The sequence below is a fragment of the Pseudomonas marginalis genome (genome assembly GCF_024169655.1).
Taxonomy (GTDB): Bacteria; Pseudomonadota; Gammaproteobacteria; order Pseudomonadales; family Pseudomonadaceae; genus Aquipseudomonas; species Aquipseudomonas paraveronii.
Map to the genome: position 1 here is coordinate 4,179,068 of NZ_JALJWV010000001.1, position 26,829 is coordinate 4,205,896.

The 26,829-nt window shown below is 58.4% G+C and carries 31 protein-coding genes and 2 tRNA genes; 10 read left to right on the plus strand and 23 right to left on the minus strand.

Annotated elements, in window-relative coordinates; translation table 11 throughout:
- Positions 1-665 precede the first annotated feature (665 nt).
- From J2Y83_RS18995 to thrS, 9 genes are all read right to left on the minus strand, one after another.
- Positions 666-742 (minus strand) — tRNA-Pro (locus J2Y83_RS18995).
- A gap of 90 nt (positions 743-832) precedes the next feature.
- A complete protein-coding gene (locus J2Y83_RS19000; RefSeq protein WP_003174972.1) occupies positions 833-1,189 on the minus strand; it encodes a MerR family transcriptional regulator in 357 nt (118 codons plus the stop codon).
- Positions 1,170-1,472: an integration host factor subunit alpha gene (gene ihfA, locus J2Y83_RS19005; protein ID WP_002553164.1), complete on the minus strand. Its 303-nt coding sequence runs from the start codon at positions 1,470-1,472 to the stop codon at positions 1,170-1,172. Before ihfA ends, J2Y83_RS19000 begins: the two co-directional genes overlap by 20 nt.
- A gap of 3 nt (positions 1,473-1,475) precedes the next feature.
- Positions 1,476-3,854, minus strand: a complete 2,379-nt coding sequence (gene pheT, locus J2Y83_RS19010; RefSeq protein WP_253397492.1) for a phenylalanine--tRNA ligase subunit beta — start codon at positions 3,852-3,854, stop codon at positions 1,476-1,478.
- Between the two features lie 26 nt (positions 3,855-3,880).
- Positions 3,881-4,897: a phenylalanine--tRNA ligase subunit alpha gene (pheS, locus tag J2Y83_RS19015; protein WP_247395785.1), complete on the minus strand. Its 1,017-nt coding sequence runs from the start codon at positions 4,895-4,897 to the stop codon at positions 3,881-3,883.
- 109 nt (positions 4,898-5,006) lie between these two features.
- Positions 5,007-5,363, minus strand: coding sequence for a 50S ribosomal protein L20 (rplT, locus tag J2Y83_RS19020; protein WP_003219940.1), 357 nt, complete (start codon positions 5,361-5,363; stop codon positions 5,007-5,009).
- A 30-nt stretch (positions 5,364-5,393) separates the two neighbouring features.
- On the minus strand, positions 5,394-5,588 hold the full coding sequence (gene rpmI, locus J2Y83_RS19025; RefSeq protein ID WP_002553160.1) for a 50S ribosomal protein L35: 195 nt from the start codon (positions 5,586-5,588) through the stop codon (positions 5,394-5,396).
- Between the two features lie 60 nt (positions 5,589-5,648).
- On the minus strand, positions 5,649-6,200 hold the full coding sequence (gene infC / locus J2Y83_RS19030; protein WP_169851780.1) for a translation initiation factor IF-3: 552 nt from the start codon (positions 6,198-6,200) through the stop codon (positions 5,649-5,651).
- The gene (gene thrS / locus J2Y83_RS19035; RefSeq protein WP_253397493.1) at positions 6,200-8,122 is read right to left on the minus strand and encodes a threonine--tRNA ligase; all 1,923 of its coding nucleotides are present in this window, start codon (positions 8,120-8,122) and stop codon (positions 6,200-6,202) included. The genes infC and thrS overlap by 1 nt, the downstream gene beginning before the upstream one ends.
- A gap of 366 nt (positions 8,123-8,488) precedes the next feature.
- Between thrS and J2Y83_RS19040 the strand changes: the two genes are divergently transcribed.
- Both J2Y83_RS19040 and J2Y83_RS19045 read left to right on the plus strand, forming a co-directional pair.
- A complete protein-coding gene (locus J2Y83_RS19040) occupies positions 8,489-8,803 on the plus strand; it encodes a hypothetical protein (RefSeq protein ID WP_253397494.1) in 315 nt (104 codons plus the stop codon).
- Between the two features lie 289 nt (positions 8,804-9,092).
- Complete coding sequence (locus J2Y83_RS19045) at positions 9,093-9,305, plus strand: cold-shock protein (protein WP_003234260.1); 213 nt, start codon at positions 9,093-9,095, stop codon at positions 9,303-9,305.
- Between the two features lie 72 nt (positions 9,306-9,377).
- Here J2Y83_RS19045 and J2Y83_RS19050 read toward each other — a convergent pair whose 3' ends face one another.
- A complete protein-coding gene (locus tag J2Y83_RS19050; protein WP_017847669.1) occupies positions 9,378-9,698 on the minus strand; it encodes an I78 family peptidase inhibitor in 321 nt (106 codons plus the stop codon).
- 144 nt (positions 9,699-9,842) lie between these two features.
- Complete coding sequence (locus J2Y83_RS19055) at positions 9,843-10,151, minus strand: hypothetical protein (RefSeq protein WP_247395790.1); 309 nt, start codon at positions 10,149-10,151, stop codon at positions 9,843-9,845.
- Between the two features lie 171 nt (positions 10,152-10,322).
- Between J2Y83_RS19055 and J2Y83_RS19060 the strand changes: the two genes are divergently transcribed.
- Complete coding sequence (locus tag J2Y83_RS19060; protein ID WP_247395793.1) at positions 10,323-10,535, plus strand: hypothetical protein; 213 nt, start codon at positions 10,323-10,325, stop codon at positions 10,533-10,535.
- Between the two features lie 33 nt (positions 10,536-10,568).
- Here the strand turns inward: J2Y83_RS19060 and J2Y83_RS19065 are convergent, their stop codons facing one another.
- The 7 genes from J2Y83_RS19065 to J2Y83_RS19095 are packed head-to-tail and all read right to left on the minus strand — an operon-like array spanning position 10,569 to position 17,536.
- Positions 10,569-11,597 (minus strand): nucleoside hydrolase, encoded by a 1,029-nt coding sequence (locus J2Y83_RS19065; RefSeq protein WP_253397495.1) that lies wholly within the window; start codon positions 11,595-11,597, stop codon positions 10,569-10,571.
- A 26-nt stretch (positions 11,598-11,623) separates the two neighbouring features.
- The gene (rbsD, locus tag J2Y83_RS19070) at positions 11,624-12,028 is read right to left on the minus strand and encodes a D-ribose pyranase (protein ID WP_247395797.1); all 405 of its coding nucleotides are present in this window, start codon (positions 12,026-12,028) and stop codon (positions 11,624-11,626) included.
- Complete coding sequence (gene rbsK, locus J2Y83_RS19075) at positions 12,025-12,942, minus strand: ribokinase (RefSeq protein ID WP_253397496.1); 918 nt, start codon at positions 12,940-12,942, stop codon at positions 12,025-12,027. The genes rbsD and rbsK overlap by 4 nt, the downstream gene beginning before the upstream one ends.
- Before the next feature lie 23 nt (positions 12,943-12,965).
- The gene (locus J2Y83_RS19080) at positions 12,966-13,988 is read right to left on the minus strand and encodes a LacI family DNA-binding transcriptional regulator (RefSeq protein ID WP_253397497.1); all 1,023 of its coding nucleotides are present in this window, start codon (positions 13,986-13,988) and stop codon (positions 12,966-12,968) included.
- A 3-nt stretch (positions 13,989-13,991) separates the two neighbouring features.
- Positions 13,992-14,969, minus strand: coding sequence for an ABC transporter permease (locus J2Y83_RS19085; protein WP_247395802.1), 978 nt, complete (start codon positions 14,967-14,969; stop codon positions 13,992-13,994).
- Complete coding sequence (locus J2Y83_RS19090; RefSeq protein WP_253397499.1) at positions 14,966-16,519, minus strand: sugar ABC transporter ATP-binding protein; 1,554 nt, start codon at positions 16,517-16,519, stop codon at positions 14,966-14,968. Before J2Y83_RS19090 ends, J2Y83_RS19085 begins: the two co-directional genes overlap by 4 nt.
- A gap of 57 nt (positions 16,520-16,576) precedes the next feature.
- On the minus strand, positions 16,577-17,536 hold the full coding sequence (locus J2Y83_RS19095) for a sugar ABC transporter substrate-binding protein (protein WP_253397501.1): 960 nt from the start codon (positions 17,534-17,536) through the stop codon (positions 16,577-16,579).
- Positions 17,537-18,099: 563 nt separating this feature from the next.
- Here J2Y83_RS19095 and J2Y83_RS19100 point away from each other — a divergent pair.
- The 3 genes from J2Y83_RS19100 to J2Y83_RS19110 all read left to right on the plus strand — a co-directional run bounded on the left by J2Y83_RS19100 (position 18,100) and on the right by J2Y83_RS19110 (position 20,327).
- Complete coding sequence (locus J2Y83_RS19100) at positions 18,100-19,188, plus strand: asparaginase (protein ID WP_253397503.1); 1,089 nt, start codon at positions 18,100-18,102, stop codon at positions 19,186-19,188.
- A 190-nt stretch (positions 19,189-19,378) separates the two neighbouring features.
- Positions 19,379-19,630, plus strand: coding sequence for a DUF1654 domain-containing protein (locus J2Y83_RS19105; protein ID WP_247395806.1), 252 nt, complete (start codon positions 19,379-19,381; stop codon positions 19,628-19,630).
- Positions 19,631-19,634: 4 nt separating this feature from the next.
- A complete protein-coding gene (locus tag J2Y83_RS19110; RefSeq protein WP_253397505.1) occupies positions 19,635-20,327 on the plus strand; it encodes an endonuclease in 693 nt (230 codons plus the stop codon).
- Positions 20,328-20,370: 43 nt separating this feature from the next.
- Here the strand turns inward: J2Y83_RS19110 and J2Y83_RS19115 are convergent, their stop codons facing one another.
- On the minus strand, positions 20,371-20,751 hold the full coding sequence (locus J2Y83_RS19115; RefSeq protein ID WP_253397507.1) for an SPOR domain-containing protein: 381 nt from the start codon (positions 20,749-20,751) through the stop codon (positions 20,371-20,373).
- Positions 20,752-20,998: 247 nt separating this feature from the next.
- Here J2Y83_RS19115 and csrA point away from each other — a divergent pair, with 247 nt between their 5' ends.
- The 3 genes from csrA (at position 20,999) to J2Y83_RS19130 (ending at position 22,059) form a co-directional block, all read left to right on the plus strand.
- A complete protein-coding gene (csrA, locus tag J2Y83_RS19120) occupies positions 20,999-21,193 on the plus strand; it encodes a carbon storage regulator CsrA (RefSeq protein ID WP_003192511.1) in 195 nt (64 codons plus the stop codon).
- 210 nt (positions 21,194-21,403) lie between these two features.
- Positions 21,404-21,667: a hypothetical protein gene (locus tag J2Y83_RS19125; RefSeq protein ID WP_253397509.1), complete on the plus strand. Its 264-nt coding sequence runs from the start codon at positions 21,404-21,406 to the stop codon at positions 21,665-21,667.
- Positions 21,668-21,762: 95 nt separating this feature from the next.
- Complete coding sequence (locus J2Y83_RS19130) at positions 21,763-22,059, plus strand: hypothetical protein (RefSeq protein WP_253397511.1); 297 nt, start codon at positions 21,763-21,765, stop codon at positions 22,057-22,059.
- 18 nt (positions 22,060-22,077) lie between these two features.
- Here J2Y83_RS19130 and J2Y83_RS19135 read toward each other — a convergent pair whose 3' ends face one another.
- The 4 genes from J2Y83_RS19135 to J2Y83_RS19150 all read right to left on the minus strand — a co-directional run bounded on the left by J2Y83_RS19135 (position 22,078) and on the right by J2Y83_RS19150 (position 25,150).
- Positions 22,078-22,755: an HAD-IA family hydrolase gene (locus tag J2Y83_RS19135; RefSeq protein ID WP_253397513.1), complete on the minus strand. Its 678-nt coding sequence runs from the start codon at positions 22,753-22,755 to the stop codon at positions 22,078-22,080.
- A 100-nt stretch (positions 22,756-22,855) separates the two neighbouring features.
- A complete protein-coding gene (locus J2Y83_RS19140; RefSeq protein WP_253397515.1) occupies positions 22,856-23,806 on the minus strand; it encodes a DUF979 domain-containing protein in 951 nt (316 codons plus the stop codon).
- On the minus strand, positions 23,803-24,519 hold the full coding sequence (locus tag J2Y83_RS19145) for a DUF969 domain-containing protein (RefSeq protein WP_247395817.1): 717 nt from the start codon (positions 24,517-24,519) through the stop codon (positions 23,803-23,805). The genes J2Y83_RS19140 and J2Y83_RS19145 overlap by 4 nt, the downstream gene beginning before the upstream one ends.
- Positions 24,520-25,073: 554 nt before the next feature.
- A tRNA-Val gene (locus J2Y83_RS19150) sits at positions 25,074-25,150 on the minus strand.
- 184 nt (positions 25,151-25,334) lie between these two features.
- On the opposite strand from J2Y83_RS19150, the gene J2Y83_RS19155 reads away from it, so the two are divergent.
- Positions 25,335-26,618, plus strand: a complete 1,284-nt coding sequence (locus J2Y83_RS19155; protein WP_253397517.1) for an NAD(P)/FAD-dependent oxidoreductase — start codon at positions 25,335-25,337, stop codon at positions 26,616-26,618.
- The last annotated feature ends 211 nt before the right edge of the window (positions 26,619-26,829 follow it).

Consider the following 26,829-nt stretch of genomic DNA (forward strand, 5'->3'; position numbering starts at 1 on the left):
CGGCAGACTATTAGGAGGATCCATGGAAAGCCCAGCGCCGCAGACCACTAAAAGGCTGCCGGCGTTCATAGAGGCTAGTAGTCGAGTGATTGTCTCAGGCGTCAAGCCCCCCCCACGGAGAAATATCTCGCCTACCTGATTCAGCTGCGATTTTGTCGATCCTGTTGATCGCATTAGTAGCACTCACCGTTGTTCCTCACGTTGGCTTTCTCAAAGCTCTTCTTGACCTGATCAATAATCGAAGGAGTCATGCCGCAGCGCTTCATTCCTTGGTCTCCTCAAATCTATCCTGTCCGACCTTGATCGCATAGCCTGACTTCAGGTTGCCAATCAGCAGATACCCGCTGCGCGCTCAGAAAATCCGTTGAAGGTCGCCCGATTTGCGGCATGTAAATGTGTACTTAAAAACCGTGACTGGAGATAGATTCCTGTGAATCCAGAAAACGAAAAAAGCGGCTAAAGACCGCTATTTCCGTGGCTTCCAGGCGTTCAGAGGGCCTTAGTGGAAGCAAATATGGCGCAGCGGACGAGACTCCAACACAAATACGCCTCTCAGATGGCAGCGCTACCAAGATCCATGATATCCGTGGGAGTAAATGTGGGAGTAATTTTGTAGACATGAAAAAGCCCAACCTTTTCAGATTGGGCCAAGTCATTGAAAAATATGGTCGGGACGGAGTGATTCGAACACTCGACCCCTAGCACCCCATGCTAGTGCGCTACCGGACTGCGCTACGCCCCGACTAGGCGTGTTACTGGGTTCGCTTCGCAATGAAGCGATCAGGAATATACCGCAAGCTTTTGAAATGTGGAAGTATTTTAAAAGCCTGAATTATTTCTTCAGAACCACCAGCACATCTTCGAGTTCGGAGATCATTTGGCGGATCAACTGCTTGTATTGGGTGGTGTCGTCTTTGGCTTCATCACCGGACATGCGCTGGCGCGCGCCGCTGATGGTGAACCCCTGGTCGTATAGCAATGCACGGATCTGTCGGATCATCAGCACATCCTGGCGCTGATAATACCGACGGTTCCCGGTGCGTTTGACGGGGTTGAGTTGAGGAAACTCCTGCTCCCAATAGCGCAGCACGTGAGGCTTTACCGCACAGAGCTCGCTGACTTCACCGATGGTGAAGTAGCGTTTGCCTGGGATGACGGGTAACTCGTCGTTATGACTTGGTTCCAGCATAAGCCTCAACTCGGGCCTTCAACTTCTGCCCTGGACGAAAGGTGACCACACGGCGAGCCGTGATCGGGATTTCTTCTCCCGTTTTTGGATTGCGGCCAGGCCGCTGGCGTTTGTCCCGCAGGTCAAAATTACCGAAACCGGACAATTTAACCTGTTCGTTGTCTTCCAGAGCGTGTCTGATTTCTTCAAAAAACAGCTCGACCAATTCCTTGGCCTCGCGCTTGTTCAGACCCAACTCTTCGTACAGACGTTCCGCCATCTCAGCTTTCGTCAAAGCCCCCATACGTCACTTCCTTAACGTGGCGTTTAACCTTTGTTCAAGCGATGTGAGGATATTTTGTGTCGTGGCATTCACCTCATCGTCATTAAGAGTGCGCGATGGATGCTGCCAGGTCAAGCCAACTGCAAGGCTTTTTCTATGCGGATCAATGCCTTTACCCTGATAGACGTCAAATAGCCTGAGGTCCGTCAGCCATTCGCCTGCATTTTCACGGATTACATCCAGAACAGCCGTGGCGGACACTTCGCGATCAGCAATCAACGCCAGGTCGCGACGTACTTCCGGGAAGCGCGACAGCTCGCTGAATTTCGGCATCTTGCCCGAAGCGACTTCGGCCAGAACCAGTTCGAAAACGAAGACCGGGCGGTCGAGACCGAGGGTTTTCGACAGTTCCGGGTGAAGCGCGCCGACGAAACCCACCAGGCGACCTTCGCGCTCGATACGCGCCGTCTGGCCCGGGTGCAGCGCCGGGTGGCTGCCCGCCACGAACGTGAAGTCGTTCAGTGCTCCGGCAAAACCCAATACGGCTTCCACGTCAGCTTTAACGTCGAAGAAGTCCACCGCATCGCGGCCTTGGGCCCAACCTTCCGGCAAGCGGCTGCCGCAAACAACACCGGCGAGCATCGGCTCTTGCTTCAAGCCATCCAGTTGGCCGACGAAACGCAGGCCGCTTTCGAACATGCGCACGCGGTCTTGCTGGCGGTTCAGGTTGTGGGAAAGCGCTTTCACCAAGCCTGGCCACAACGACGAACGCATGGCGGCCATATCGTTGGAGATCGGGTTGGCCAACAACAGCGGCTCGACGCCTGGGTTGAACAGTTCGAACTGCTTGGGATCGATGAAGCTGTAGGTCACCGCTTCCTGATAGCCACGGGCAACCAGCAGGCGGCGCAGTTCAGGCAGGTGCGCGCGCGCTTCAGCCTTGGGTTGCGGCGCCAGGCGCGCTTGCGGGTAGCGAACCGGCAGACGGTTGTAGCCGTAGAGACGGGCCAGCTCTTCGATCAGGTCGACTTCGAGGCTGATATCGAAGCGATGGCTTGGCACTTCAACGCGCCACTGCCCGGCTTCACCCGCAGCAATACCCAGGCCGAGGGCCGAAAGCAGACGCTCGATTTCAGCCGGCTCGATCACCAGGCCGAGCATCTGCTCAACGCTTTTGGCGCGCAGGGTGATCGGTGCAATCGACGGCAGGTATTGTTCGCTGACGGTTTCAGTGATCGGGCCCGCCTCGCCACCGGTGATTTCCAGCAGCAGGCCAGTGGCGCGCTCCATGGCTTCACGGGCCAGTTTCCAGTCAACGCCACGCTCGTAGCGGTGCGACGCATCAGTGTGCAGGCCGTAGGAGCGAGCCTTGCCAGCGATGGCGATCTGGTCGAAGAATGCGCTCTCAAGGAAGATGTCACGCGTGGTTGCGGACACACCGCTGTGTTCGCCCCCCATCACACCGGCAATTGCCAGGGCGCGGGAATGGTCAGCAATCACCAAGGTGTCGGCACGCAGGCTGACTTCCTGACCGTCGAGCAGAACCAGCTTCTCGCCTTCTTCCGCCATACGCACACGGATGCCGCCATTGATTTCGGCGAGATCGAAAGCGTGCAACGGCTGGCCGAGTTCAATCATCACATAGTTGGTGATATCAACGGCAGCGTCGATGCTGCGCACGTCGGCGCGACGCAGGCGCTCAACCATCCACAGCGGCGTTGGCTTGGACAGGTCGACGTTACGGATCACACGCCCCAGGTAACGCGGGCAAGCGTTGGGTACCAGCACTTCGATCGGGCGCACTTCATCATGCACCGCAGCGACTGCGGCAACCACCGGCCGGGTGACGGGAGCGTTGTACAGCGCGCCGACTTCACGAGCCAGGCCCGCCAGGGACAGGCAGTCGCCGCGGTTCGGGGTCAGGTCGACCTCGATGCTGGCGTCTTCCAGTTCCAGGTAGACACGGATGTCCTGGCCCACGGGCGCGTCGGCCGGCAGTTCCATCAGGCCATCATTGCCCTCGCCCACCTGCAGCTCAACCTGGGAGCACAGCATGCCGTTGGACTCAACGCCACGCAGCTTGGCTTTCTTGATTTTGAAGTCGCCCGGCAGTTCGGCACCGATCATGGCGAACGGGATCTTCAAGCCCGGGCGCACATTGGGCGCACCGCACACGACCTGGAACGTCTCCGCGCCATTGCTGACCTGACACACACGCAATTTGTCGGCATCGGGGTGCTGCTCGGTGCTCAGCACCTCGCCCACAACCACACCGCTGAATACGCCGGCGGCCGGAGTAACGCTATCGACCTCAAGACCGGCCATCGACAGACGAGCAACCAGCTCGTCGCGGCTTACCTGCGGGCTTACCCAGCCACGCAGCCATTGTTCACTGAATTTCATCCTGCTCTCCTAAAGATTCGTTACGACTAGCGAAATTGCGCGAGGAACCGCAAGTCGTTGTCGAAGAACAGACGCAAGTCGTTCACGCCGTAACGCAGCATGGCCAGACGCTCAACGCCCATGCCGAAGGCAAAGCCCGAGAACTCTTCCGGGTCGATCCCGGACATGCGCAGCACGTTGGGGTGAACCATGCCGCAGCCCATTACTTCCAGCCAGCCGGTCTGCTTGCAGACGCGGCAGCCTTTACCGCTGCACATCACGCATTCCATGTCGACTTCGGCGGAAGGCTCGGTGAACGGGAAGAACGATGGACGGAAACGCACTGCCAGCTCTTTCTCGAAGAACACCCGCAGGAACTCTTCGATGGTGCCTTTGAGGTCGGCGAAATTGATATCGCGATCGACCAGCAGGCCTTCGACCTGATGGAACATCGGCGAGTGGGTAATATCGGAGTCGCTGCGGTACACACGGCCTGGGCAGACAATGCGGATCGGCGGCTTGTTCGCTTCCATGGTGCGGACCTGTACCGGCGAGGTATGGGTGCGCAACAGCATGTTTGCGTTGAAATAGAAGGTGTCGTGCATCGACCGGGCCGGGTGATGGCCTGGGATGTTGAGCGCCTCGAAGTTGTGATAGTCGTCTTCGACCTCAGGGCCTTCGGCGATGCCGTAGCCGATATGGGTGAAGAACTGCTCGATACGCTCCAGAGTCCGGGTGATCGGATGCAGACCGCCCGAGGCCTGACCACGGCCAGGCAAGGTCACGTCAATGGACTCGGCGGCGAGCTTGGCCGCAAGTTCGGCCTCCTCGAGCGACGCCTTTCGCGCATTGAGAACCTCTGTGACACGCTCCTTGGCGACGTTGATCAGCGCACCGACTTGCGGACGCTCTTCAGCCGGCAAATTCCCCAGGGTCTTCATCACCTGAGTCAATTCACCCTTTTTGCCAAGGTAGTGAACCCGGATTTGCTCCAGGGCATTGATATCTTCAGCGCTTTGCACAGCCTCAAGAGCTTGAGCGACGAGCGCGTCCAGGTTTTCCATGTACAGACTCCAGATACAAAATAGGGGAAGAGCTTGAAGGCTCTTCCCCTATTTATGACGTTTAACACCTTGGGCCACAGGAGTAGCCCAGGGTGACTGTCGGGGGTACTTAAGCCAAGGTGGCTTTAGCTTTCTCGACAATCGCAGCAAACGCCGCTTTTTCGTTCACTGCCAGATCAGCCAGAACCTTACGGTCGATCTCAATGGACGCTTTTTTCAGGCCAGCGATGAAACGGCTGTAGGACAGACCGTTAACACGAGCACCAGCGTTGATACGAGCGATCCACAGAGCGCGGAACTGACGTTTTTTCTGACGGCGGTCACGGTAGGCGTATTGGCCTGCCTTGATTACCGCTTGTTTGGCAACACGGAATACGCGTGAACGCGCGCCGTAGTAGCCTTTAGCAAGTTTCAGAATTTTTTTGTGACGCTTACGGGCCATGACGCCACGCTTAACACGAGCCATGAGTTACTTCCTCTATTCTTGATCCAAAAATTAACGAAGGCGCAGCATGCGCTCGACTTTTGCCACGTCAGACGGATGCAGCAAGCTGCTACCGCGCAGTTGACGCTTACGCTTGGTCGACATTTTGGTCAGGATGTGGCTCTTGAAAGCGTGCTTGTGCTTGATACCGTTAGCAGTTTTCAGAAACCGCTTAGCAGCACCACTTTTAGTCTTCATCTTTGGCATGTTCGGATACTCCGCATTCAGTTGATAAACATAATCAGAAGGCCTGCCGTGCCCTATTGATTACTTCTTCTTTTTCGGGGCGATGACCATGATCAGTTGGCGTCCTTCCATCTTAGGATGCTGTTCGACCGAACCGTACTCGAGCAGGTCAGCTTCAACCCGCTTGAGGAGTTCCATCCCCAGCTCCTGGTGGGCCATCTCACGGCCGCGGAATCGCAAGGATACCTTGGCCCTGTCCCCATCACTCAGGAAACGTACCAGGTTGCGCAGTTTTACCTGGTAATCCCCTTCCTCCGTCCCTGGACGAAACTTGATTTCTTTAACCTGGATCTGCTTCTGGTTTTTCTTGGCAGCGGCAATCTGCTTCTTCTTCTCGAAGATCGATTTGCCGTAGTCCATCAGCTTGCAGACAGGCGGTACAGCATCGGCGGAAATCTCCACCAAATCGAGCTTGGCTTCTTCAGCCTTAAGAAGCGCGTCTTCAATTGACACAATCCCAAGCTGCTCACCCTCAGCCCCAATTAACCGAACCTCGCGTGCCGAGATATTCTCGTTGATCGGGGCTTTCGGTGCAGCTCGTTTATCTTGTCTCATTTCACGCTTAATAATAATTACTCCGAATCTGGGCGACCACGCCGGGAAACCGCTTGCGCGAGGAACTCAGCGAACTGGGCGACGGGCATCGAGCCCAGGTCAGCACCTTCACGAGTACGCACAGCGACAGTCTGCATCTCGACTTCCCGATCTCCGATAACCAAAAGATAGGGAACCTTGAGCAAAGTATGCTCGCGGATTTTAAAGCCGATCTTTTCATTTCTCAAGTCGGACTTGGCACGAAATCCGCTTTCGTTGAGAGTTTTTTCAACTTCAGCAGCAAAATCGGCCTGTTTATCAGTGATATTCATGATCACTGCCTGGGTCGGAGCCAACCACGCGGGGAATGCGCCCTCGTAGTGCTCGATCAGGATACCGACGAACCGTTCGAACGAGCCGAGGATCGCCCGGTGCAACATAACCGGGTGTTTACGGCTGTTGTCTTCGGAGACGTATTCGGCTCCCAGACGGATCGGCAGGTTAAAATCGAGCTGCAAAGTACCACATTGCCAGACACGACCAAGACAATCTTTCAACGAGAACTCGATTTTCGGGCCGTAGAAGGCGCCCTCACCCGGCTGCAGATCATACGCAAGGCCCGCGCTGTCTAGCGCGGCGGCCAGTGCCGCTTCGGCGCGATCCCACAGTTCATCGGAACCGACGCGTTTTTCCGGACGAGTGGACAGCTTCATTTCGACTTCGGTAAAGCCGAAGTCGCGATAAACGTCCATGGTCAGCTTGATGAACGCAGCGGATTCGGCCTGCATCTGCTCTTCGGTGCAGAAGATGTGGGCGTCGTCCTGAGTGAAGCCGCGCACGCGCATGATGCCGTGCAGCGCACCCGACGGCTCGTTACGGTGGCAGGCACCGAACTCGGCCAGGCGCATCGGCAACTCGCGGTAGCTCTTCAAGCCCTGGTTGAACACCTGCACGTGGCATGGGCAGTTCATCGGCTTGATGGCGTAGTCGCGGTTTTCCGACTGGGTAGTGAACATGTTGTCGGCGTAGTTGGCCCAGTGCCCGGATTTCTCCCACAGGCTGCGGTCAACGACCTGGGGAGTCTTGATCTCCAGGTAGCCGTTTTCGCGCTGAACCTTGCGCATGTACTGCTCAAGCACTTGGTACAGGGTCCAGCCGTTCGGGTGCCAGAACACCATGCCCGGCGCTTCTTCCTGAAGGTGGAACAGGTTCAGGCGCTTACCGATCTTGCGGTGGTCGCGCTTCTCGGCTTCTTCGATGCGCTGGACGTAGGCGGCCAACTGCTTCTTGTCAGCCCAGGCCGTGCCGTAGATGCGCTGCAACTGCTCGTTCTTCGCGTCGCCGCGCCAGTAGGCGCCGGACAGCTTGGTCAACTTGAACGACTTGAGGAAGCGCGTGTTCGGCACGTGCGGGCCACGGCACATGTCGACGTATTCTTCGTGGTAGTACAGGCCCATGGCCTGCTCGTCCGGCATGTCTTCCACCAGGCGCAGCTTGTAGTCTTCGCCACGGGCGGTGAACACGTCGATCACTTCGGCGCGCGGCGTGACTTTCTTGATCACGTCGTAATCTTTTTCGATCAGCGCGTGCATGCGCTGTTCGATCGCAGCCAAGTCGTCCGGAGTAAAAGGACGCTCGTAGGCGATGTCGTAATAAAAGCCTTCGTCAATGACCGGACCGATCACCATTTTCGCCGTCGGGTACAGCTGCTTGACCGCGTGGCCAATCAGGTGCGCGCAAGAGTGGCGAATGATCTCCAGCCCCTCTTGATCCTTGGGCGTGATGATTTGCAGGCTGGCATCGGCGGTGATCAGGTCGCTGGCGTCGACCAGCTTGCCGTCGACCTTGCCGGCCACGGTGGCTTTGGCCAAGCCGGCACCAATAGATGCGGCGACCTCGGCTACGGAAACCGAATGATCGAATGAACGTTGACTGCCGTCGGGAAGAGTAATAGTTGGCATGGCGCCTCCTCTCCTAGTGGTGACCCCTACCAAAGGTCACGTGGGTTGGGATGAGCCAGTACAAGATCCAATACCAGGCCGTTCAGTGATGAACGCCTGCCTTACAGCGGCAGGAGCCTTTCGGCCAACCGATGATCGAACCAGAGTGACTGGAGTGGAAAAAAAGGAACATGGCAAGGCGGCATTTGGCGCGCCCGGAAATAGCCAAGCGCAAGATGCTAGCACAGATGAACGGTCATCGCGCCCGCAGCGCCGCAGGTAATAACAAATTCCCGTCTTTATAGGGGAAAAAGTGAACTTGAGCTGTACGCCGGCCCTCAAATCCATCGAGAATCGCCGTTCGTCCTCACGACTTTGGAGCATTTAATGATGCGTTTTTCCTCAACTTTTGCGCTTGCAGCATCCCTTACCCTTATCTCCCTTGGCGCACACGCAGCAGCCCCTTCGAACTGGCCTGCGGGCGCCAGGGACGCGTTCGTTAAAGACTGCAGCTCAGCCGCCAGCCAGAACGTGGACATCAAAACCGCCAAAGCACACTGCGAATGCGGCGCCGACAAGATCAATGCCGAATTGAGCACCGCGGAAATCAAGGAACTCATGACGAACCAGAACGCGAGCCAGGCGCTAAAAAACAAAGCGGTCGCGGCGATTTCGTCCTGCAAAGTCGTGAAGAAAAACTAAGAATCACCGCGATTCGGATGGCAGTTTTTCAGTAAAAACCCTCTTAAAACTGCCATTTCGCACAAATTACGCAGCTTTTACGGCTTTTTTTACCAGTTGATATTTCGTGCAGAAGCCCCGTAGATCGGGGCTTTCAGCCCACCGAAGGACTAAACCCAAGGCTATTGATTAGCAAACAGTGCCTTGGGGGGGCTCCCAAGCCGAACATTTCGACTATGATAGCCCAGTGTGCCCAGTTGGCCTGAGCAGCACAGCACTACTGAAAATATATGTTTCTTGGAGATACACCATGTCTAATCGCCAAACCGGCACCGTTAAATGGTTCAACGATGAAAAAGGCTTCGGCTTCATCACTCCTCAAGGTGGCGGTGACGACCTGTTCGTACACTTCAAAGCTATCGAAAGCGACGGTTTCAAAAGCCTGAAAGAAGGCCAAACCGTTTCCTTCGTGGCTGAGAAAGGCCAAAAGGGTATGCAAGCTGCACAGGTTCGCGGCGAGTAATTCTCCGCTGAGCTAAAAAAACCCCGTCCATGTGACGGGGTTTTTTATGGGCGCTGCAAAAGCCTGTGGCTATCAGCCGCAATTGACCCGGGTGATCACCAGATTGTCGTCGGTGTTCAGGTTCAGGCGGTCGGAACGGTATTCCAGGGTGATCATATCGTTAGGCTTGAGAATTCGGGCGTTCTGCGCACCGGCACGGGTACGCGCCTGCTCCAGCAACTGGGGCGAGGCTTTCTGGCCGATCGTGAACTCGGCGGCCTTCGCCTCACAGCGGCTATGACCGGCATCGGTCACGGCGGCGTCTTTGGCTGGCTCAGAGGTACCCGGGGTGCTGCAACCCGCCAACGCGAGTGCCGCCAACAAAGTACCGAATGATGCGAGCTTCCAAGGCATGAAGCCTCCTATGATAAAAAATGGACAGAGATCGTGCGACAGCAGTCAGGCGGATTGGTTTCAAGACGTAAATCGCCCGCTGGCAAGTCTGCCTGACTCAGGACAAGCATTCGCCCGGTCAATCGTCACCAGATATGAACGAATTCAGTAGATATCGATGTAGTCAAACGGCGGTTTTGGCCAATTCTGTTTCAACGCATTGAAAATCTGCGTGACCCAGACCTCATCGCTGGCGGCCACATTTCCGACGTAACCGGAGCCCTTGGCCCAGGTTTCCAGGCGAAACAGCAACCCATCGATATCGACTCCCCCGACGGCCTGGCCGGAGGAGATGTAGGCAATACCGGCCCTGGTGACTCGCAATTGGGTGTGTTCATCGTCGCTGGCACTGGCGAGCAGTTGGCGCACGGCGCTCAGTGTCAGGTTCTCGGGGTTGTTCAAGTCGATCTGCACGCGGCGTTCCCCGGCAATTAAAACAGGCTGACAGTGTCGCACACGGCCGGCCCCATTCCGAAGTACCTCATGCATAAGTAGCAGTGCCAAATGCCGTACAAAATGCTTAACTGCCGGAGTAAGCACCGCGTTTTAGCGCATTACCCCGTACTTCCTGCTCGCGAGTCCCCCATGACCACCGTAACGCTCCAAGCCGACATCAAAGCCAAGTGGCCCCAAGGGCAGAGCTCCTACAGCCCCGGAAGCCCGGAAGAATTGGCGATCATCGGTATCGACCTGCTGGTCAAGGAGTTGGGCACCCAGGCCGCACAAGCGTTCATTGGCCAGGTTTTCGAGAAATACCCGGCCAATCACATGGGCGCACACAACCCCGGGCGCGAATAAGAACCGGCCGGCGAGCGCCGACCGGCAATCACCTTACTTCAGGCGCGCCAGGCGCTCGGTCAGCAGATCGAAAAAGCCCTGGGCGTCGCCATTCTCAACCCAGAACACATTCTTTTCCTGCTTCAGGCCGTCATACCAATCGACGATGGTCTGGCCAAAGGTCGGTCCTTCGCGGCTGTCCACCACCATATTGGCCTGACGCCCACTGAACAACGACGGTTTGAGCAGGTACGCGATGACCGTAGCGTCGTGCACCGGGCCGCCAGGAATGCCGTAGTGCTCCATATCGCCCTTTACGTATTCATTGAGAATATCGCCGACGACTTTGCTCGCATTGTTCTTGATGTCGGCGATTTTCTTCAGGCGCGCCTCACTGGTCAGCACCTTGTGGGTCACGTCCAACGGCAGATAGGTCAGCTTGACGCCGCTCTTGAGCACAATTTCGGCTGCGACCGGGTCGGCGAACAGGTTGAACTCGGCCACCGGTGTGATATTGCCGCCATTGAAGTGCGCGCCGCCCATCACCACCACTTCCTTGATACCTTGGGTGATTTCAGGCGCCTGGGTCAGCGCCAGCGCCAGGTTGGTCTGCGGGCCAAGCATGGCGATGGTGATGCTGTGGGGCTTGGCGGTGCTCAGGGTCTTGATCAGGTAATCAACGGCATTGCCTTCGGCCAGGCCTTTTTTCGGCTCGTGTACGGCGACACCGGAGATGCCCTCCTTGCCGTGGATATTTTCGGCGTAGATCGGCGTGCGCAGCAGCGGCTTCGGCGCGCCCGCGTACACGGGGATCTCCTCACGCCCTGCCCACTCACGGGCCAGGCGCGCGTTACGCGAAGTCTTGTCCAGGCGCACATTGCCGGCGACGGTGGTCAGCGCCCGAATGTTCAACTCCTCCGGGGAAGCCATCGCAAACAGCAAGGCCACTACATCGTCGGCACCTGGGTCGGTGTCGATGATCAGGTCGATTTTTTCCGCCGCTTGGGCGCTCGCTGCGGTGAGTGCGGACAAAAGCAGAACACTCCGGAACAGATTTTTCAGGGTTGGAAGACGCCGTTGCATAAAACACTCCTTGTCGTTGGGGAACTCTAGAACGTTACGCCGGACACCAGCGCGATATTGCAATAAGGCTGGCACTCGCCCGTGCGGACAATGGCACGCGCACCGCGACTCAATTGCTTGAAGGCTTCATGGCTGACCAGACGCCGCTCGCCGAGCGCCGCCTGGTCGGTCAGGGCGTTGAGCGCACTGAGTGCCGGCGGTTGCTTGAGCAGGATTTCTTCTGCCAGCACATGGTTTTCCACCTGCATTTCACTGAGCACAACGCGCAAGGTGCTGATGAAGTCGGGAATGCCCTGGGTCAGTGCCAGGTCGATCAACTCGACACCCGGCGGCACGGGCAGGCCCGCATCACCGATAACCAGGATGTCGCCATGACCAAGGGAGGCGATCAGGCGTGACAGGGCAATATTGAGCAGCGGTGTCTTTTTCATGAGGACACAAAACCTTGAACGTCGTGCAGCGTAGGAATGGAGGGTTGCGCACCCGCGCGGGTGACTGACAGCGCGGCCGCCACCTGGCCAAAACGAATAGCCTCGGCTTCGCTTTTGCCATCGGCCAGCGCTGCGGCAAAGCCGCCGACAAACGTGTCACCGGCAGCCGTGGTATCCACCGCCTTGACCTTTGGCGCCGCCAGATGCTCAAAACGCTTGCCGTCGCTGAACAGTGCGCCCTGAGCACCGAGGGTGATGATGACTTTACCGGCGCCGGCCTTGATCAACTGCATCGCGGCGAGCTTGGCGCTGTCCAGGGAGTCCACCGTCACGCCACTCAGGGCGGTGGCTTCGTTTTCATTGGGGATCAGATAATCGATCGAGGCGTACCACTGCGCCGGTAAAGGACCGCTGGCCGGGGCCGGATTGAGGATCACCGTCTTACCCAGTTCACGCCCGCGCTTGAGCGCATAACCGACGGTCTCCAGCGGCACTTCAAGCTGACAGACGATTACGTCGGCGGCCTGCAACACCGCGTCAGCCGCCTGCAACGAAGCGGGCATCAGCTCGCCGTTACTGCCGGCAACGATCACGATCGCATTCTGGCTACTGTCATCCACCACAATCAACGCCACACCGCTGGAACCGTCGACGCGGCTCACAGCCTGGCAATCGATGCCTTCCACCAGCAACGCATCGCGCAATTGGCCGCCGTAGGCGTCAGTGCCGACGCAACCGATCATCGCAACCTCGGCCCCCAGCCGCGCCGACGCGACGGCCTGGTTGGCGCCCTTGCCACCGGGGACGGTGGAGAACGACTGGCCTATCAGGGTTTCACCGGCGCGGGGCAGCCGACTGGCACGGGTCACCAGGTCCATATTCAAGCTGCCTACTACCACTACTTTTGCGGGCATACATCAGTACTCATCAATTCGGTTCAGCGGTATTGGGCGAACACACCAGCGAGTGGCGCCGTCGACTCACGCAAGACAATACTTGGCGTCACGATGCGTTGATCGATCGGCAGTTGGGGGGTCGCAATTCGTCGCAGTAACAACTCGGCCGCCGTCTCGCCCAATTGCACGATCGACTGCCCGACCGTGGTCAGCGCCGGGTACACGTAACGGCCCATTTGAATGTCATCGAAGCCGATCACCGACAATTCGCTCGGCACGCGGATGTTGCGCTCGGCTGCCGCACGCAACACGCCGAAACCGATCATGTCGTTGCTGGCGAAAATCGCGCTCGGCGGGTTTTCCGACAGCAACTTCACCGCCGCGGCATAACCGCCGATGCTGGTGAAGTCACTTTCCTGGGTGCGATTGGCTGCCACATCGACGCCCGCCTCGCGCAAAGCCCGGTGATACCCAGCCAGACGCATTTGCGCCACGCGGGTATGGCCGGGACCGCCGATGCAGGCGATGTCCCGATGGCCCAGTTCAAGCAAATGTCGGGTCGCCAAGTAAGCGCCCTGCTCATGATCAATGCGCACCTGGTCGACATCAATACCGTCCAGCGCCCGGTCGACGATCACCATAGGCGTGCGCACCGCGCTCAAGCCCGCGGCAAGGCCGCTGTCGTCGCCGCCCACCGAGGTCACGATCAAACCGTCGACGCGCTTCTCCAGCAACACCCGCAAGTAACTGCGTTGTTTTTCCGCGTTGTCGTCGGAGTTGCAGAGGATCACGCAATAGCCGTTGCGCTCGCAATAGTCCTCGATACCCCGGGCCAGCTCGGCGAAATACGGGTTGAGGCTGTTCGGCACCAACAGGCCGATGGTGGCGGTGGTCTTGGCCTTGAGCGAACGCGCCACGGCGCTGGGCACATAGTCCAGTTGCTTGATCGCGGCTTCCACCTTGAGGCGTACCGGCTCGCTGACTGGGCGCGTCTTGTTCACTACATGAGACACGGTGGTGTAGGAAATACCTGCAAGCGCTGCCACATCCTTAATCGTCGCCATGGTTCAGCCCCGCCGACTTGCGCGTTGGCTGCGGTAGGTATCGAGGACCACGGCAATCACGATCACGGCACCGGTGATGATGCGCTTGGTGGGTTCCGTGGCACCGATCTGCGCAAGGCCAGCCGCCAGCACCGAAATAATCAACACACCGAAGAACGTGCTGATCACCGAGCCGCGTCCGCCCATCAGGCTCGTGCCACCGATCACCACTGCCGCGATCACTTGCAGCTCCAGACCGGACCCGGCGTTCGGGTCCGCCGCTTCCAGGCGCGAGATCTGGAACAGCGCCGCGACACCGGCCAGCAGGCCCATCAGACTAAACACCAGGATCTTGTAAGGCTTGGGATTGATCCCGGCCAGACGCACAGCCTCTTCATTCGTACCGATACCGATCAAGTAACGGCCGAATACAGTACGGGTCAACACCAGTTGGGCGGCGACGATCACCAGCAAAGCGATGATGAACGAAGGCGAAATCCCGAAGGCAATCGGGTTGGACAGCCAGGCAAAGGAGTCACCGATATAGGCCGTGCGCGAACCGGTCATCTGGTACGCCACGCCGCGCGCCATTTCCAGCACGCCGAGAGACACAATAAACGACGGGATTCGCCAGGCCACGGTGATCGAGCCGGTGATGGTGCCGGCCAACGCGGCGCAACCCATGCCGAGCACGGCGGCCGGCAACACGCTCCAGCCCCAGCTGAGAATCGCCACGCTGACCGCCGACGCCGCCAGGGCCAGCACCGAGCCCACCGACAGGTCGATACCGCCGATGATCAGGATGAAGGTCATGCCCACCGCCAGCACCATCAGGTCCGGGATCTGGTTGGCCAGGGTGCTGAAAGTGTCGTAGGACAGGAAGTGATCGCTGAGCACCGAGAACAGCGCAATCATCGCCAGCAACGCACCCGCCAGCCCCAGGTAGGTGCCCATGCCGTAAAAGTTACCACCCGCTTTACCGGGCGAAGTTGTTGTTTTCATTGGGCATCCCTAAGCGCTGCGTCGTTGAGCAGCGCGTCACGTTTCTGATAGCCGGCAAAGGCGGCGGCGAGCAATTCATCCTGGGTCCAGCTGTCGCGCTCGAAGGTCTCGATCAACCGCCCGGCAGACAGCACGCCGATGCGGTCACAGATCAACATCAGCTCACGCAGGTCGCTGGACACCACCACCAGCGCTTTGCCCTGACGGGTCAATTCACCGAGCAACGCATAAATGTCGAACTTGGCACCCACGTCGATGCCGCGGGTCGGCTCATCGAACAGCATCACCGAGCAGTCGCGCTCCAGCCAGCGACCAATCACGACTTTCTGCTGGTTGCCGCCGGACAGTTCGGACACCAATTGCGCCGGGCTGGAACTGCGGATGCGCATGGCATCGATCTGACGCTTGGCCAGAGCGGTTTCGTCGCGACTATTTACCACACCGCCGCCGGAAATTTCCGGCATGTTGCCCAAGGCGATATTCGCGCTGATGGATTGCGTCAGCAGCAGGCCTTCGCCCTTGCGGTCTTCGGTGATCAAGGCGATGCCGTGACCCACCGCGTCGACCGGCGAGCGAATGCTGACCACTTGGGCCGGCGACCCCAGGGCAACGGTGCCGCTGTCGGCCAGGTCGGCACCGAAGATCAGGCGCAGCAATTCCGTGCGGCCGGCGCCGATCAGGCCGGAGATGCCGTAGATCTCGCCGGCACGCACGTCAAAGGAGACGTCGCGGACTTTGTCGGCGCGGGTCAGTCCTTTTACCGTCAAGGCCGGGCCGCCGATGGTACGTGGCCCCAGGTCAATGTGTTCGCCCAGCTCGCGACCGACCATCAAGGTCACCAGTTGCTCGCTGTTGTAATTGGCCATCGGCTCGACGCAGACCAGTTTGCCGTCACGCAGTACCGCAATGCGTTGGGCGACACGGGCCAACTCTTCGAGCCGATGCGAAATATAAATGATCGCCACGCCCCTGGCCTGCAGGCGGGTGATTTGCTCAAACAGCATCTCGACTTCACGGGCGGTCAACATCGCCGTGGGCTCGTCGAGAATCAGCACATGGCAGTCGCCGATCAGGTTACGGGCGATCTCGACCATTTGCTGATGGCCGATGCCCAGGCTGCCAACCAGCGTGTCCGGATCGATCGCATCCAGGCCAACCTGGGCCATCGCTTCGATCGCCGCGCTGCGCAGTTGCTTGCGGCTGATCCAGCCACAGTGGCTGGGCAGGTTGTCCAGGAACAGGTTTTCGGCCACGGTCAGCGTCGGCAGCAGGTTGAGTTCCTGCATGACCATGCGCACGCCCAGCTCTTCGGCCTGGGTGCGGCTGCCGGGGCGGTAGTCCTGACCGTTGAACTGCATGTGCCCGGTGGTCGGTGTGACCAGCCCGCCGATGATCTTCGACAAGGTACTTTTGCCTGCGCCGTTTTCACCGGTCAGCGCCAGCACTTCCCCGCGATTGAGCGTCAGGGTGATGTCGGATAGAACTGGCTGGGCATAGGTCTTACCGATACCGCTGACCGAGAGGACAGCGTTCGGGGCGGAAGATGACATAGGAAAATCTCCAGGCGCCCGCTCAGGGTGAGCGGACGCTGTTGGGTGCAGCCAGGATTACTTCTTGAGGACGAGTTCGACCGGGGTTTCGATCGCGCCGTCTTGAGCCTCTACCTTCTCACCCTTGACCAGCTTGAGCGCGTTCTGGATACCAAACACGGCCTGCTGTGCGGCAGCCTGGTCGGCTGTCGCCAGGACTCGGCCGTCCTGCAGCATCGGCTTGATCGCTTCGATGTTGTCGTAGCCCACGACCAGCACCTTACCGGCCTTGCCTGCCGCGCGCACTGCGGAGACAGCGCCCAGGGCCATGTTGTCGTTACCGGCCAACAGTGCCTTGAGGTCCGGATATTCGCTCAGCATCGCAGAGGCGACTTTCTGGCCTTGGTCGATTTCCCAGTTGCCGGATTGGGTGGAGACGATCTTCATGCCAGCCGCGTCCATCGCATCCTTGTAGCCTGCAGTGCGCTGCTGCGCGTTGGTGGTGGTCGGTACCCCTTCGATGATGCCGACCTTGTCACCTGCAGCCAGTTGCTTGGCCAGGTAATCACCCACCAGCTTGGAGCCCTTGCGGTTGTCCGGGCCGACGAAGGGAATATCGAGGTTTTTGCTTTTCAGCACGCCCGGGTCCAGGCGGTTGTCGATATTGACGACCTTAATGCCGGCATCGGAGGCTTTTTTCAGCACGGTGACCAATGCCTTGGAGTCAGCCGGCGCGATGACGATGGCGTTCACTTTGGCGAGGATCATCTGGTTGACGATATCGATCTGCGCGCTGGTATCGGTTTCGTTCTTGATACCGTTGCTGATCATGTCGAAGTCCGCGGCGTGGGACTTCTGGTAGTCCTTCGCGCCTTCTAGCATGGTGACGAAGAATTCATTGGCAAGGGACTTCATCACCAGGCCGACCTTGGGTTTGGCGGCGGCGTCATCAGCGAATGCAGAAGAGAAAGGCAGCGCAGCAGATGCGGCGGCAAGCACAGCGACAGCAAGAAGACGTCCAGCGAATGGCAGCTTCATGGGTTCACTCCGATCTTATGATTATTGGGAGCAACGCTTGCACCGAAGAGCACTTCGGCAGCCCTCCCACCCGGGCGGCTGATACGAACTTTCAAGAGGTTCAGGGTGCCCCCGTGAAACATCTCGCAAACGTTTGCGTTAATCAAACTATGAGAACCTTGTCGGGATTTGTCAACGGAAGAAAACCGCACGCCCTCCAAGCCCTCTAGCCCTTACTCTCTCGCCTGTCACGCTGGGTTATTAAACATCGCCGCCGCCGGATCGTTTTCTAAAACGACAGGCCGTGACGTCGATGACATACACCGCACGCGACTATCTCGTCATTATTTTCGGACAACCGAACGCAACACCCGCCTTTTGTTCGGAAAGCCGGACAATCGTTTAGAAAAACCACTCTAAATGCGAATTAAATACCAATAAAATCAGTAGGTTAAATAATAACGACCGGCAGTTTCAGGCTGGTACAAATCCTGCTCCCTCCCAGCACCTCGATGCGTTCAGAACCGCTCGAGCGCTCTAGATGAACTTGCTACCGCACTCATCAAAAACCAGAGAGAAAAATAATGAAATCTGCATTGAAGACCATTGTTCCGGGCGCCCTAGCCCTTCTGCTGCTGTTCCCTGTTGCCGCTCAGGCAAAAGACGTCGAAACCAAAACCAAACTCTCCAACGTGGTGATCCTCGCCACCGGCGGCACCATTGCCGGTGCCGGCGCCAGCGCCGCTAACAGCGCCACCTACCAGGCAGCCAAAGTCGGCATCGAGCAATTGATCGCCGGTGTTCCGGAGCTTAGCCAGGTCGCCAATGTGCGTGGCGAGCAAGTGATGCAAATTGCGTCCGAAAGCATCAACAACGAAAACCTGCTGCAACTGGGTCGCCGCGTCGCCGAACTGGCTGACAGCAAGGACGTCGACGGCATCGTGATCACCCACGGCACCGACACCCTGGAAGAAACCGCTTACTTCCTGAACCTCGTGGAAAAAACCGACAAGCCCATCGTTGTAGTCGGGTCCATGCGCCCAGGCACCGCCATGTCGGCAGACGGCATGCTCAACCTGTACAACGCCGTCGCCGTCGCTGGCAGCAAGGATGCCCGCGGCAAGGGCGTGCTGGTGACCATGAACGACGAGATCCAATCGGGTCGCGATGTCAGCAAGATGATCAACATCAAGACCGAAGCATTCAAGAGCCCATGGGGCCCGTTGGGCATGGTGGTTGAAGGCAAATCCTACTGGTTCCGCCTGCCGGCCAAGCGCCACACCATGGATTCTGAATTCGACATCAAGACCATCAAGAGCCTGCCTGACGTCGAAATCGCCTACGGTTACGGCAACGTGAGCGACACTGCCGCCAAGGCCCTGGCCCAGGCCGGCGCCAAAGCAATCATCTATGCAGGCACTGGCAACGGTTCGGTGTCCTCCAAGGTCGTCCCGGCTCTGCAGGAACTGCGTAAGCAAGGCGTGCAAATCATTCGCTCCTCCCACGTGAATGCCGGCGGTTTCGTGCTGCGCAACGCCGAACAGCCTGACGACAAGTATGACTGGGTGGCTGCCCATGACCTGAATCCGCAGAAAGCGCGGATCCTGGCGATGGTTGCCCTGACCAAGACTCAGGACAGCAAAGAGCTGCAACGGATGTTCTGGGAATACTGATTCCTGGTGACACCTGTGCAGGGGCGGATTCGCTCGCCCCTGCTTCCCCGTAGACCCCTCGCTACCCACCTCCCCGCCCTACATCAATTCGCCTGAATCGCTGTCAGACGAGTGCGCTGAGTTTTAAGCAGTTGCGAAATCGCCCACAGTCAAATACTGTATGCACGTACAGCTTATTAAGGAATCCGCCGTGGCAAAATCCTCTTCCGCAGTGCCAACCCCGCCTGACGCCTATGAACGCCTGGCCCTTCGTGTGCAAAAAATCATCAATTCGACCAACGCCCAGAAAGCCAAGGCGGCCTTGATCTTCCGTCTGCCGGATGAGCCGGAGGACGAATGGCAACGCTTGCTGGAAGAAATTGCGGAGAACGACAACGTCACACTCGCTCACCGGGACGACGGTGGCGTGCAGATTTTCTGGGTTGTGCCGAAGGAAGATTGATTCAATGAGTGTCCGTTTTACTGCTGTGTTTTTTTGCCTGTTTTTTGCCGTCACCGCCCATGCCCAAGCGCCCCGAACGTTCAGCGAAGCCAAGAAAATCGCCTGGAAGCTCTACGCACCGCAATCCACCGAGTTCTATTGCGGCTGCAAATACACGGGCAACCGCGTGGACCTGAAAGCCTGCGGCTACATCCCACGCAAAAACGCTAACCGCGCCGCGCGCATCGAATGGGAACATATCGTGCCGGCCTGGCAGATCGGGCATCAGCGCCAGTGCTGGCAGAATGGCGGGCGTAAGAACTGTACGCGGCATGACGACGTGTTCAAACGCGCCGAAGCCGACCTGCACAACCTCGTGCCGAGCATCGGCGAGGTCAATGGCGACCGGAACAACTTCAGTTTTGGCTGGCTGCCGGTGCAAAGTGGACAGTACGGCTCATGCCTGACCCAGGTCGACTTCAAGGCCAAGAAGGTCATGCCGCGCCCGTCCATTCGCGGGATGATCGCACGGACGTATTTTTACATGAGCAAACAATACGGCTTGCGCCTGTCGAAACAGGATCGTCAACTGTACGAAGCCTGGAACAAGACCTATCCGGTGCAGGCCTGGGAGCGCCAGCGCAATCAGACGGTGGCCTGTGTGATGGGGCGTGGGAATGAGTTCGTCGGCCCGGTGAATCTGAAAGCCTGCGGCTGAAAACGAGCGGGAAAAATCGGCATTTCCCCGCTCAATCTGCCAGTTACTGCGCGACCTTGTGTTCGATGACCTGCGACTCGGTATCGTTTTTCTTGGCGCGGGCCAGCTTTTCCGTAAGCAGGGCCTGCTTGGCTTCAGCCTCGGCCCGGGTAGGAAATGGCCCCAACAGCACCACGTCCTTGCCGTCTTCCTTCACGATATAAAAATTGAAACCATGCTCCAGCAACCAGGCGGTCAGGTCGGTGATCGCCTGCAGCTTGTGGTCCGGCGGGCCTACGCGCACGTCCCATTCCTGGGCGGCAATCGCACCGATTTGCGGCTGGCTTTCAGTCACGGCCGGCTTCGCCTTGGGCTCTTCGACACGCTTGCCTTCACCGCAACCGGCCAATGCCAACACCGCCATTGCCATCGCTACTTTACGCACTGCCCTGCTCCTTTAAGGATAAAGAGGCAACTTTATCATCCACTGTCTATTCTGGCGGTCATAAACGTTGGCTTAAACAATGCGAATCATGTATCGCAGACCTGTATGATGACGCCATGGGAATTAATGTCGCCTCTATGCGTCCTAAAAGAGGCAGTCACAGGGAAGCGCTTAGCAGTAAGCTACACACATCCGACACCTGCCCTGTCTGAATCATGTGTCCTTAAAGGTAATCAAGGAGAAGTCCATGCTGATACTCACCCGTAAAGTTGGTGAAAGCATAAACATCGGTGATGACATTACGATCACCATTCTGGGCGTCAGCGGCCAGCAAGTAAGAATCGGCATCAATGCACCTAAGGATGTTGCCGTGCATCGCGAGGAGATTTACCAGCGCATCCAGGCTGGCCTAACGGCGCCAGATAAAAACCAGACGCCTTGAAGCGCCTTCAGTAGCCAGCCTTTTCGTTCACTGTAACGGCTGGCGAAAACCCTTTTGACCTGCTCGCGTTCTTTTCGCGCTCAGCGTGTCCCGCCCCTTCATCGTCGCTGAAAGATGAAACTGTCATCACGCCCGGAACTTGTTGCATGATTCGCGGCCGAATCTCGTGAAACCCTCTTCCGCCATACGAGTGCACTCAGGAGCACATCGATGAGGCCTACCACGAAGCGACCCTTTGCCGCCCGTTCCTGGATGATCGCCCTGCTCATCGGGTTCGTCTTTGCGGGATTGGAATGCGGTTTGAGATTCGAAATCAAAGGCATCTACGTCACCGATGTACCCTCGTGGCTGGACTTGACGCTGTTGCTCGGCGGCTACCTGTTTGTATTCTGCCTCAAGCCAATCCAGAAAACCGTCCAGCGCAAAATGTGCCAGCGCGCGGCTCTGGGGGGACATCGGAGAACTGCACGCTGATCGCCAATGCCTCGCTATCAGATCGCCGGTATTTACAGTCCCGCCCCAGCACCTATGCTTGCCCTTGCCCGGTCAGTTGAAAGGCGCTGAAGCCAATGGACACCCTGAGCAAATCCCAAATCGAATCTGCACTGGCATCACGCTTACCCAGCTATAAGGTCGCCTGCACATTGCATACTGACGGCACCCTTTCAGCCATTCTCAGCGGCCCGAACACCGACCACTTCACGATCACCGGCATCGTGCGCGCGCACTATCGCGGCGAAGCAGCGATTGCCCGACTTGCCAACGAGATACTCAGGGAAATGGTGCTATCGCGCCGGGGTGTGAAAAGTTATCCGTTGCAGATGCCCGGCGCACCCAGCACTTGCGAAGAAGGCCAGGGCCGGTAGAGGGCGCAGCCTTTCCTCTCAATCCATTCGGCGCTCGACGCGCAGCAAGCCTTCAGCGTCGCGCTGCACCTGAAACTGTTCATACCCGTCGATCGAAGCATGCGCCGTCACCATGAGGGTCTGGTGCGTCGAAGTCACGACCATCACATCCGCGCCCGCCGCCTCCCCCGCTCGAATCCCCACCGTTGCATCTTCAAATACCAGGCAGTCCTGGGCCGCGACACCCAGACGCTGCGCGGCGAGCACATAGCAGGCGGGGTCGGGCTTGCCGTTGTCGACATCCTCGGCCGTCACCCACACCGCCGGCGGACTGATGCCAGCCGCCTGCAGGCGCCGTAGCGCCAACTCCCTGGGAGCGGACGTCACCAACCCCCATTGATCACCGGGCACACCGCTCAAGAACGCAACGGCGCCGGGAATCGCCACGACACCCTCGACATCATTCAGCTCAGCCTCGGTGATCCATTGCGCCTCAGCCTCAGGGTCGACTCCAGGCAGCGCCTGACGCTTGATCGTATCGATCGCGCGGGCGCCATGAATGGTGGCCAGGAACGCCGCCACATCCAGGCCATGACGTTCAGCCCAGATACTCCACACCCGTTCTGCAGCCGCAATGGAGTTGAGCAAGGTGCCGTCCATATCGAACAGGAAGGCGCGGTAACGCTGGGCAAATACAGCAGGACCAGGGATGGGCACGGCGTGGCTTCCTTGTAGGCGGCGACAAAAATAGACCCGATGCAATCTACGGATCACCTCGGCGCTTGTAAACGCCAGCAGTAAGGTGTGCATCCTGACCTCACATCAACAGATAAAGCAGGACAATATTGACCACCAGCATCATCAACGCGGTCGGCACCTGCGCCTTGATCACCGCGTTTTTGTCCGGCAGTTCCAGCAACGCTGCCGGCACGATATTGTAGTTGGCCGCCATCGGGGTCATCAGCGTACCGCAATAGCCGGAAAACATGCCGATCGCCGCCATCACCGCCGGGTTGCCACCGTAGATGCCGACCAGCACCGGCACGCCGACGCCGCCGGTCATCACCGGAAACGCGGCGAAACCGTTACCCATGATTACCGTAAACAGCGCCATGCCCAGCACGTAAACCATCACCGCCACCAACTTGAAATCCAGGTTGATGTAAGTGGTGGTGACGTGGGCAACCGCAGTGCCGACTCCAGCCTCGTTGAACAGCAGCCCGAGCATTGCCAGCATCTGCGGCAACACCATGGCCCAACCCAGGGCCTCGGTGAGGCGACGGGATTCGCGCAAGGCTTGCACCGGCGTATCGCGAGTCAGCCAGCAGGCCAGGCCCAGGGCAATCAGGCAGCCGATCCCCAGCGAGACGAACGTGGTGTTTTTCGGGTCCAACAACGGTACGCCGCCGATCTCGGTGTGCTTGAGCAAGACCGAGCCAATCACCGTAGCCAGGGGAATCGCCAGCGCCGGGATAAACAACTTGTGGCCCAGGCGACCGGCACTCGCTCGGGACGCCTTGTCGTGCAATTGGGCATGGGTGCCACGCCCCACGCCACCCAAACCGGCGATCAACGCCATGACCACCACGCCCGCGCCGATCGCCACCGACGGCAAGCGCTCCCCCACCAGGAACGGAATGGCGAACAACAACCAGAACAACGCGCTGGACCAGCGCTTGGGGTGGCTGCGATCGAGCAGGATCATGCCCGCAGTGATCAGCAGCAACACACCGGCCAGCCAGTACAAGTATTGAATGGAAATGATCATTGCGCGGCCTCCACTGGCGTGGCGACGGCAGTCATCTCACGGGTCAATCGTCGATCGAACCGATGCAGGCGGACCGCGTGAATAATGAAGGCGCAGATCGCCGTGGGAATGCCCCACACCGCGATGTGCAGTGGCTCCACATCAATCCCCAAACCCAGCAGGAAGGTGTGCATCAACGCAATCGCACCAAACGCGACAAAGATGTCTTCGCCAAAAAACAGCCCAACGTTATCGGTGGCGGCACACATCGCCAACACCTTGTGACGCACCTTGTCCGGCAGTTTGCCGTAGCGTTTTTCCGCCGCACCTTCAGCCATTGGTGCCAGCAGCGGTCGCACCATCTGCGGATGCCCGCCGAGACTGGTCAGCCCCATGGCCGCCGTCGACTCGCGCACAAACAGGTAGATAATCAGCAAGCGCCCGACCGTGGCCCGCTCAAAACGCGCGATCCAGTTCTGCGCATGCAGGCGCAAGCCATGGCGTTCCAGCAAGCCGATCACCGCCAGGGGCAATAACAGGATCAATTGCAGGGCGCGAGTCTGAAGGAAACCATCGCCCATGGTCGCGAGGATTTTTTCTAGCGGGAAATGGGCAGCCAACCCGGTGGCGATGGCGGCGGCGGTGACCACCAAGAGCGGATTGAAGCGCAAGACAAAGCCAACCACGATCACAAGCACGCCGATCAGCGGCCATAAGTTCACAACAGTTTGCATGGCGGTGAGGTCCTTTAATGCGCGCTGCGGCGCCAATGACAGCAGGATGTGAACAAAGGGTTCACAGCAGGACAGTGGCGTGCAGTCGGCTCGGTTTTTTATTGTTGACCTGGAAGGTCGAGCGTCGATGGCGGCAACTTTGCTGCCTGGGGGCGGGAGGTGTCCAACAAGAAAAATTGGTGCTGCAAACCAATAAATTTTGTGAGTGATTGCCTTGTGTCGGCTCAGCGTGAAGATTCTTATTCAGCCACTACACTCAACAAAGCAGCTGCGCGGTTCGTGCACCGCTGCCCACGGCAATGTTACCGACAGGGAGGCAAACCCCTATGTACGCCGGACAAATGCATATGGAAACGTTCAATGGCGAGATTCTCTGCCAAATGCTCGTCCAAATCATCTGCCTGCTAGCGGTGGCTCAGCTTTTCTTCTGATCGCCCGCCTCACCGTCCGCCGTGAACGGGGTGGGGCGAAGCTGTGCCAAAAATTCCAGGCAACAAAAAAGGGCTCACCTTTCGGTGAGCCCTTCTAGACCGCCCAGCAGAGCGGATTTTGTTTGGTAGGCGCGATTGGACTCGAACCAACGACCCCCACCATGTCAAGGTGGTGCTCTAACCAACTGAGCTACGTGCCTGCTGTGAGGCGGCATTCTACGGAATTCCGGAGGGCTGTCAACATCTTTTTTGCAGCTAACCCTATGAATATGCGAATTTTTTATTTTCGGTCAGTACATCCGTATTTTTTGGGCGGCTGGCAGGCAATTTTCAACTCAGGTAGGATCCGGGCACTCGTAAAAAATATAAAACAGAGGTTCCAGGATGGCGAACACGCCCTACCCCCAGTCGTATTACGCCGCGTCCGCGAATGCGGTTGCGCCTCGACCAGTACTGCAAGGTGAAGTCGAAACGGATGTTTGCGTGATTGGTGCCGGCTACACCGGCCTCTCCAGTGCGCTGTTTCTGCTGGAGAACGGTTTTCGCGTGACGGTCCTGGAGGCGGCAAAGGTGGGGTTTGGCGCGTCAGGCCGCAATGGTGGGCAGATCGTCAACAGCTACAGCCGCGATATCGATGTGATCGAGCGCAGTGTCGGGCCGAAGCAGGCGCAACTGCTGGGGCAAATGGCGTTTGAGGGCGGCAAGATCATTCGCGAGCGGGTGGCCAAGTACCAGATCCAGTGCGACCTGAAGGACGGCGGGGTATTTGCCGCACTGAACAGCAAGCACATGGACCACTTGGAGTCGCAGAAGCGCCTGTGGGAGCGTTACGGCCATACGCAGCTGGAGTTGCTGGATGAACGGCGCATCCGCGAGGTGGTGGCCTGTGACAATTACATCGGCGGCCTGCTGGACATGAGCGGCGGGCATATTCACCCGCTTAACCTGGCACTGGGCGAAGCGGCAGCCGTGGAGTCCCTCGGCGGTACGATTTATGAGCAGTCGGCGGCAGTGCGCATCGAGCGCGGCGCCAACCCGGTGGTCCACACCGCCGAGGGCAAGGTCCGGGCGAAGTTCATCATCGTCGCCGGCAATGCCTACCTGGGGAACCTCGTGCCAGAGCTGGCGGCCAAGTCGATGCCGTGCGGCACACAAGTGATCACCACCGCGCCGCTGGGGGATGAGCTGGCCAAGACCCTATTGCCGCAAGACTACTGCGTCGAAGACTGCAACTACCTACTCGACTACTACCGCCTTACCAGCGACAAGCGCCTGATCTTCGGCGGCGGCGTGGTGTATGGCGCGCGGGACCCGGCGAATATCGAAGCGATCATCCGCCCAAAAATGCTCAAGGCTTTCCCGCAACTCAAGGACGTAAAGATCGATTACGCCTGGACAGGCAATTTCCTACTGACCCTGTCGCGCTTGCCGCAAGTCGGTCGCCTGGGCGACAACATCTATTACTCCCAAGGCTGCAGCGGCCACGGCGTGACGTACACGCACCTGGCGGGCAAAGTACTGGCGGAGGCCCTTCGAGGCCAGGCAGAGCGTTTTGATGCGTTTGCCGACCTGCCGCACTACCCATTCCCGGGCGGACAGCTATTGCGCACGCCGTTTGCCGCAATGGGCGCCTGGTATTACGGGCTGCGGGATAAGCTGGGGTTCTGATTGGACCGCCTGCCTGGGATGCCGACGCGGCGGACTCATGACGAGGCCGAGTCGATGCCATCGCAGGCAAGCCAGCTCCGAGGAGGCCTGCAAAAACCGGCTGACCAGAGCCAAATCGCAGACACAAAAAACCCCGGTCTTTCGACCAGGGTCTTTGCTATCGGATCAAAGATAGCCAAAGGCTTTCTTTGTGCTGCAAGGCGTTCAGTGG

What these genes read in the sequence shown, in the direction of transcription:
- ihfA (WP_002553164.1), bottom strand. Translation starts at nt 1,472, where the DNA reads ATGGGGGCTTTGACGAAAGCTGAGATGGCGGAACGTCTGTACGAAGAG.
- J2Y83_RS19155 (WP_253397517.1), top strand. Translation starts at nt 25,335, where the DNA reads ATGGCGAACACGCCCTACCCCCAGTCGTATTACGCCGCGTCCGCGAAT.
- J2Y83_RS19100 (WP_253397503.1), top strand. Translation starts at nt 18,100, where the DNA reads ATGAAATCTGCATTGAAGACCATTGTTCCGGGCGCCCTAGCCCTTCTG.
- J2Y83_RS19125 (WP_253397509.1), top strand. Translation starts at nt 21,404, where the DNA reads ATGAGGCCTACCACGAAGCGACCCTTTGCCGCCCGTTCCTGGATGATC.
- rpmI (WP_002553160.1), bottom strand. Translation starts at nt 5,588, where the DNA reads ATGCCAAAGATGAAGACTAAAAGTGGTGCTGCTAAGCGGTTTCTGAAA.
- J2Y83_RS19060 (WP_247395793.1), top strand. Translation starts at nt 10,323, where the DNA reads ATGACCACCGTAACGCTCCAAGCCGACATCAAAGCCAAGTGGCCCCAA.
- J2Y83_RS19050 (WP_017847669.1), bottom strand. Translation starts at nt 9,698, where the DNA reads ATGCCTTGGAAGCTCGCATCATTCGGTACTTTGTTGGCGGCACTCGCG.
- J2Y83_RS19040 (WP_253397494.1), top strand. Translation starts at nt 8,489, where the DNA reads ATGATGCGTTTTTCCTCAACTTTTGCGCTTGCAGCATCCCTTACCCTT.
- J2Y83_RS19130 (WP_253397511.1), top strand. Translation starts at nt 21,763, where the DNA reads ATGGACACCCTGAGCAAATCCCAAATCGAATCTGCACTGGCATCACGC.
- J2Y83_RS19090 (WP_253397499.1), bottom strand. Translation starts at nt 16,519, where the DNA reads ATGTCATCTTCCGCCCCGAACGCTGTCCTCTCGGTCAGCGGTATCGGT.
- J2Y83_RS19145 (WP_247395817.1), bottom strand. Translation starts at nt 24,519, where the DNA reads ATGCAAACTGTTGTGAACTTATGGCCGCTGATCGGCGTGCTTGTGATC.
- csrA (WP_003192511.1), top strand. Translation starts at nt 20,999, where the DNA reads ATGCTGATACTCACCCGTAAAGTTGGTGAAAGCATAAACATCGGTGAT.
- J2Y83_RS19080 (WP_253397497.1), bottom strand. Translation starts at nt 13,988, where the DNA reads ATGGCGACGATTAAGGATGTGGCAGCGCTTGCAGGTATTTCCTACACC.
- J2Y83_RS19110 (WP_253397505.1), top strand. Translation starts at nt 19,635, where the DNA reads ATGAGTGTCCGTTTTACTGCTGTGTTTTTTTGCCTGTTTTTTGCCGTC.
- pheT (WP_253397492.1), bottom strand. Translation starts at nt 3,854, where the DNA reads ATGAAATTCAGTGAACAATGGCTGCGTGGCTGGGTAAGCCCGCAGGTA.
- J2Y83_RS19095 (WP_253397501.1), bottom strand. Translation starts at nt 17,536, where the DNA reads ATGAAGCTGCCATTCGCTGGACGTCTTCTTGCTGTCGCTGTGCTTGCC.
- J2Y83_RS19045 (WP_003234260.1), top strand. Translation starts at nt 9,093, where the DNA reads ATGTCTAATCGCCAAACCGGCACCGTTAAATGGTTCAACGATGAAAAA.
- pheS (WP_247395785.1), bottom strand. Translation starts at nt 4,897, where the DNA reads ATGGAAAACCTGGACGCGCTCGTCGCTCAAGCTCTTGAGGCTGTGCAA.
- rbsK (WP_253397496.1), bottom strand. Translation starts at nt 12,942, where the DNA reads ATGCCCGCAAAAGTAGTGGTAGTAGGCAGCTTGAATATGGACCTGGTG.
- rbsD (WP_247395797.1), bottom strand. Translation starts at nt 12,028, where the DNA reads ATGAAAAAGACACCGCTGCTCAATATTGCCCTGTCACGCCTGATCGCC.
- J2Y83_RS19000 (WP_003174972.1), bottom strand. Translation starts at nt 1,189, where the DNA reads ATGCTGGAACCAAGTCATAACGACGAGTTACCCGTCATCCCAGGCAAA.
- thrS (WP_253397493.1), bottom strand. Translation starts at nt 8,122, where the DNA reads ATGCCAACTATTACTCTTCCCGACGGCAGTCAACGTTCATTCGATCAT.
- rplT (WP_003219940.1), bottom strand. Translation starts at nt 5,363, where the DNA reads ATGGCTCGTGTTAAGCGTGGCGTCATGGCCCGTAAGCGTCACAAAAAA.
- J2Y83_RS19085 (WP_247395802.1), bottom strand. Translation starts at nt 14,969, where the DNA reads ATGAAAACAACAACTTCGCCCGGTAAAGCGGGTGGTAACTTTTACGGC.
- J2Y83_RS19065 (WP_253397495.1), bottom strand. Translation starts at nt 11,597, where the DNA reads ATGCAACGGCGTCTTCCAACCCTGAAAAATCTGTTCCGGAGTGTTCTG.
- J2Y83_RS19140 (WP_253397515.1), bottom strand. Translation starts at nt 23,806, where the DNA reads ATGATCATTTCCATTCAATACTTGTACTGGCTGGCCGGTGTGTTGCTG.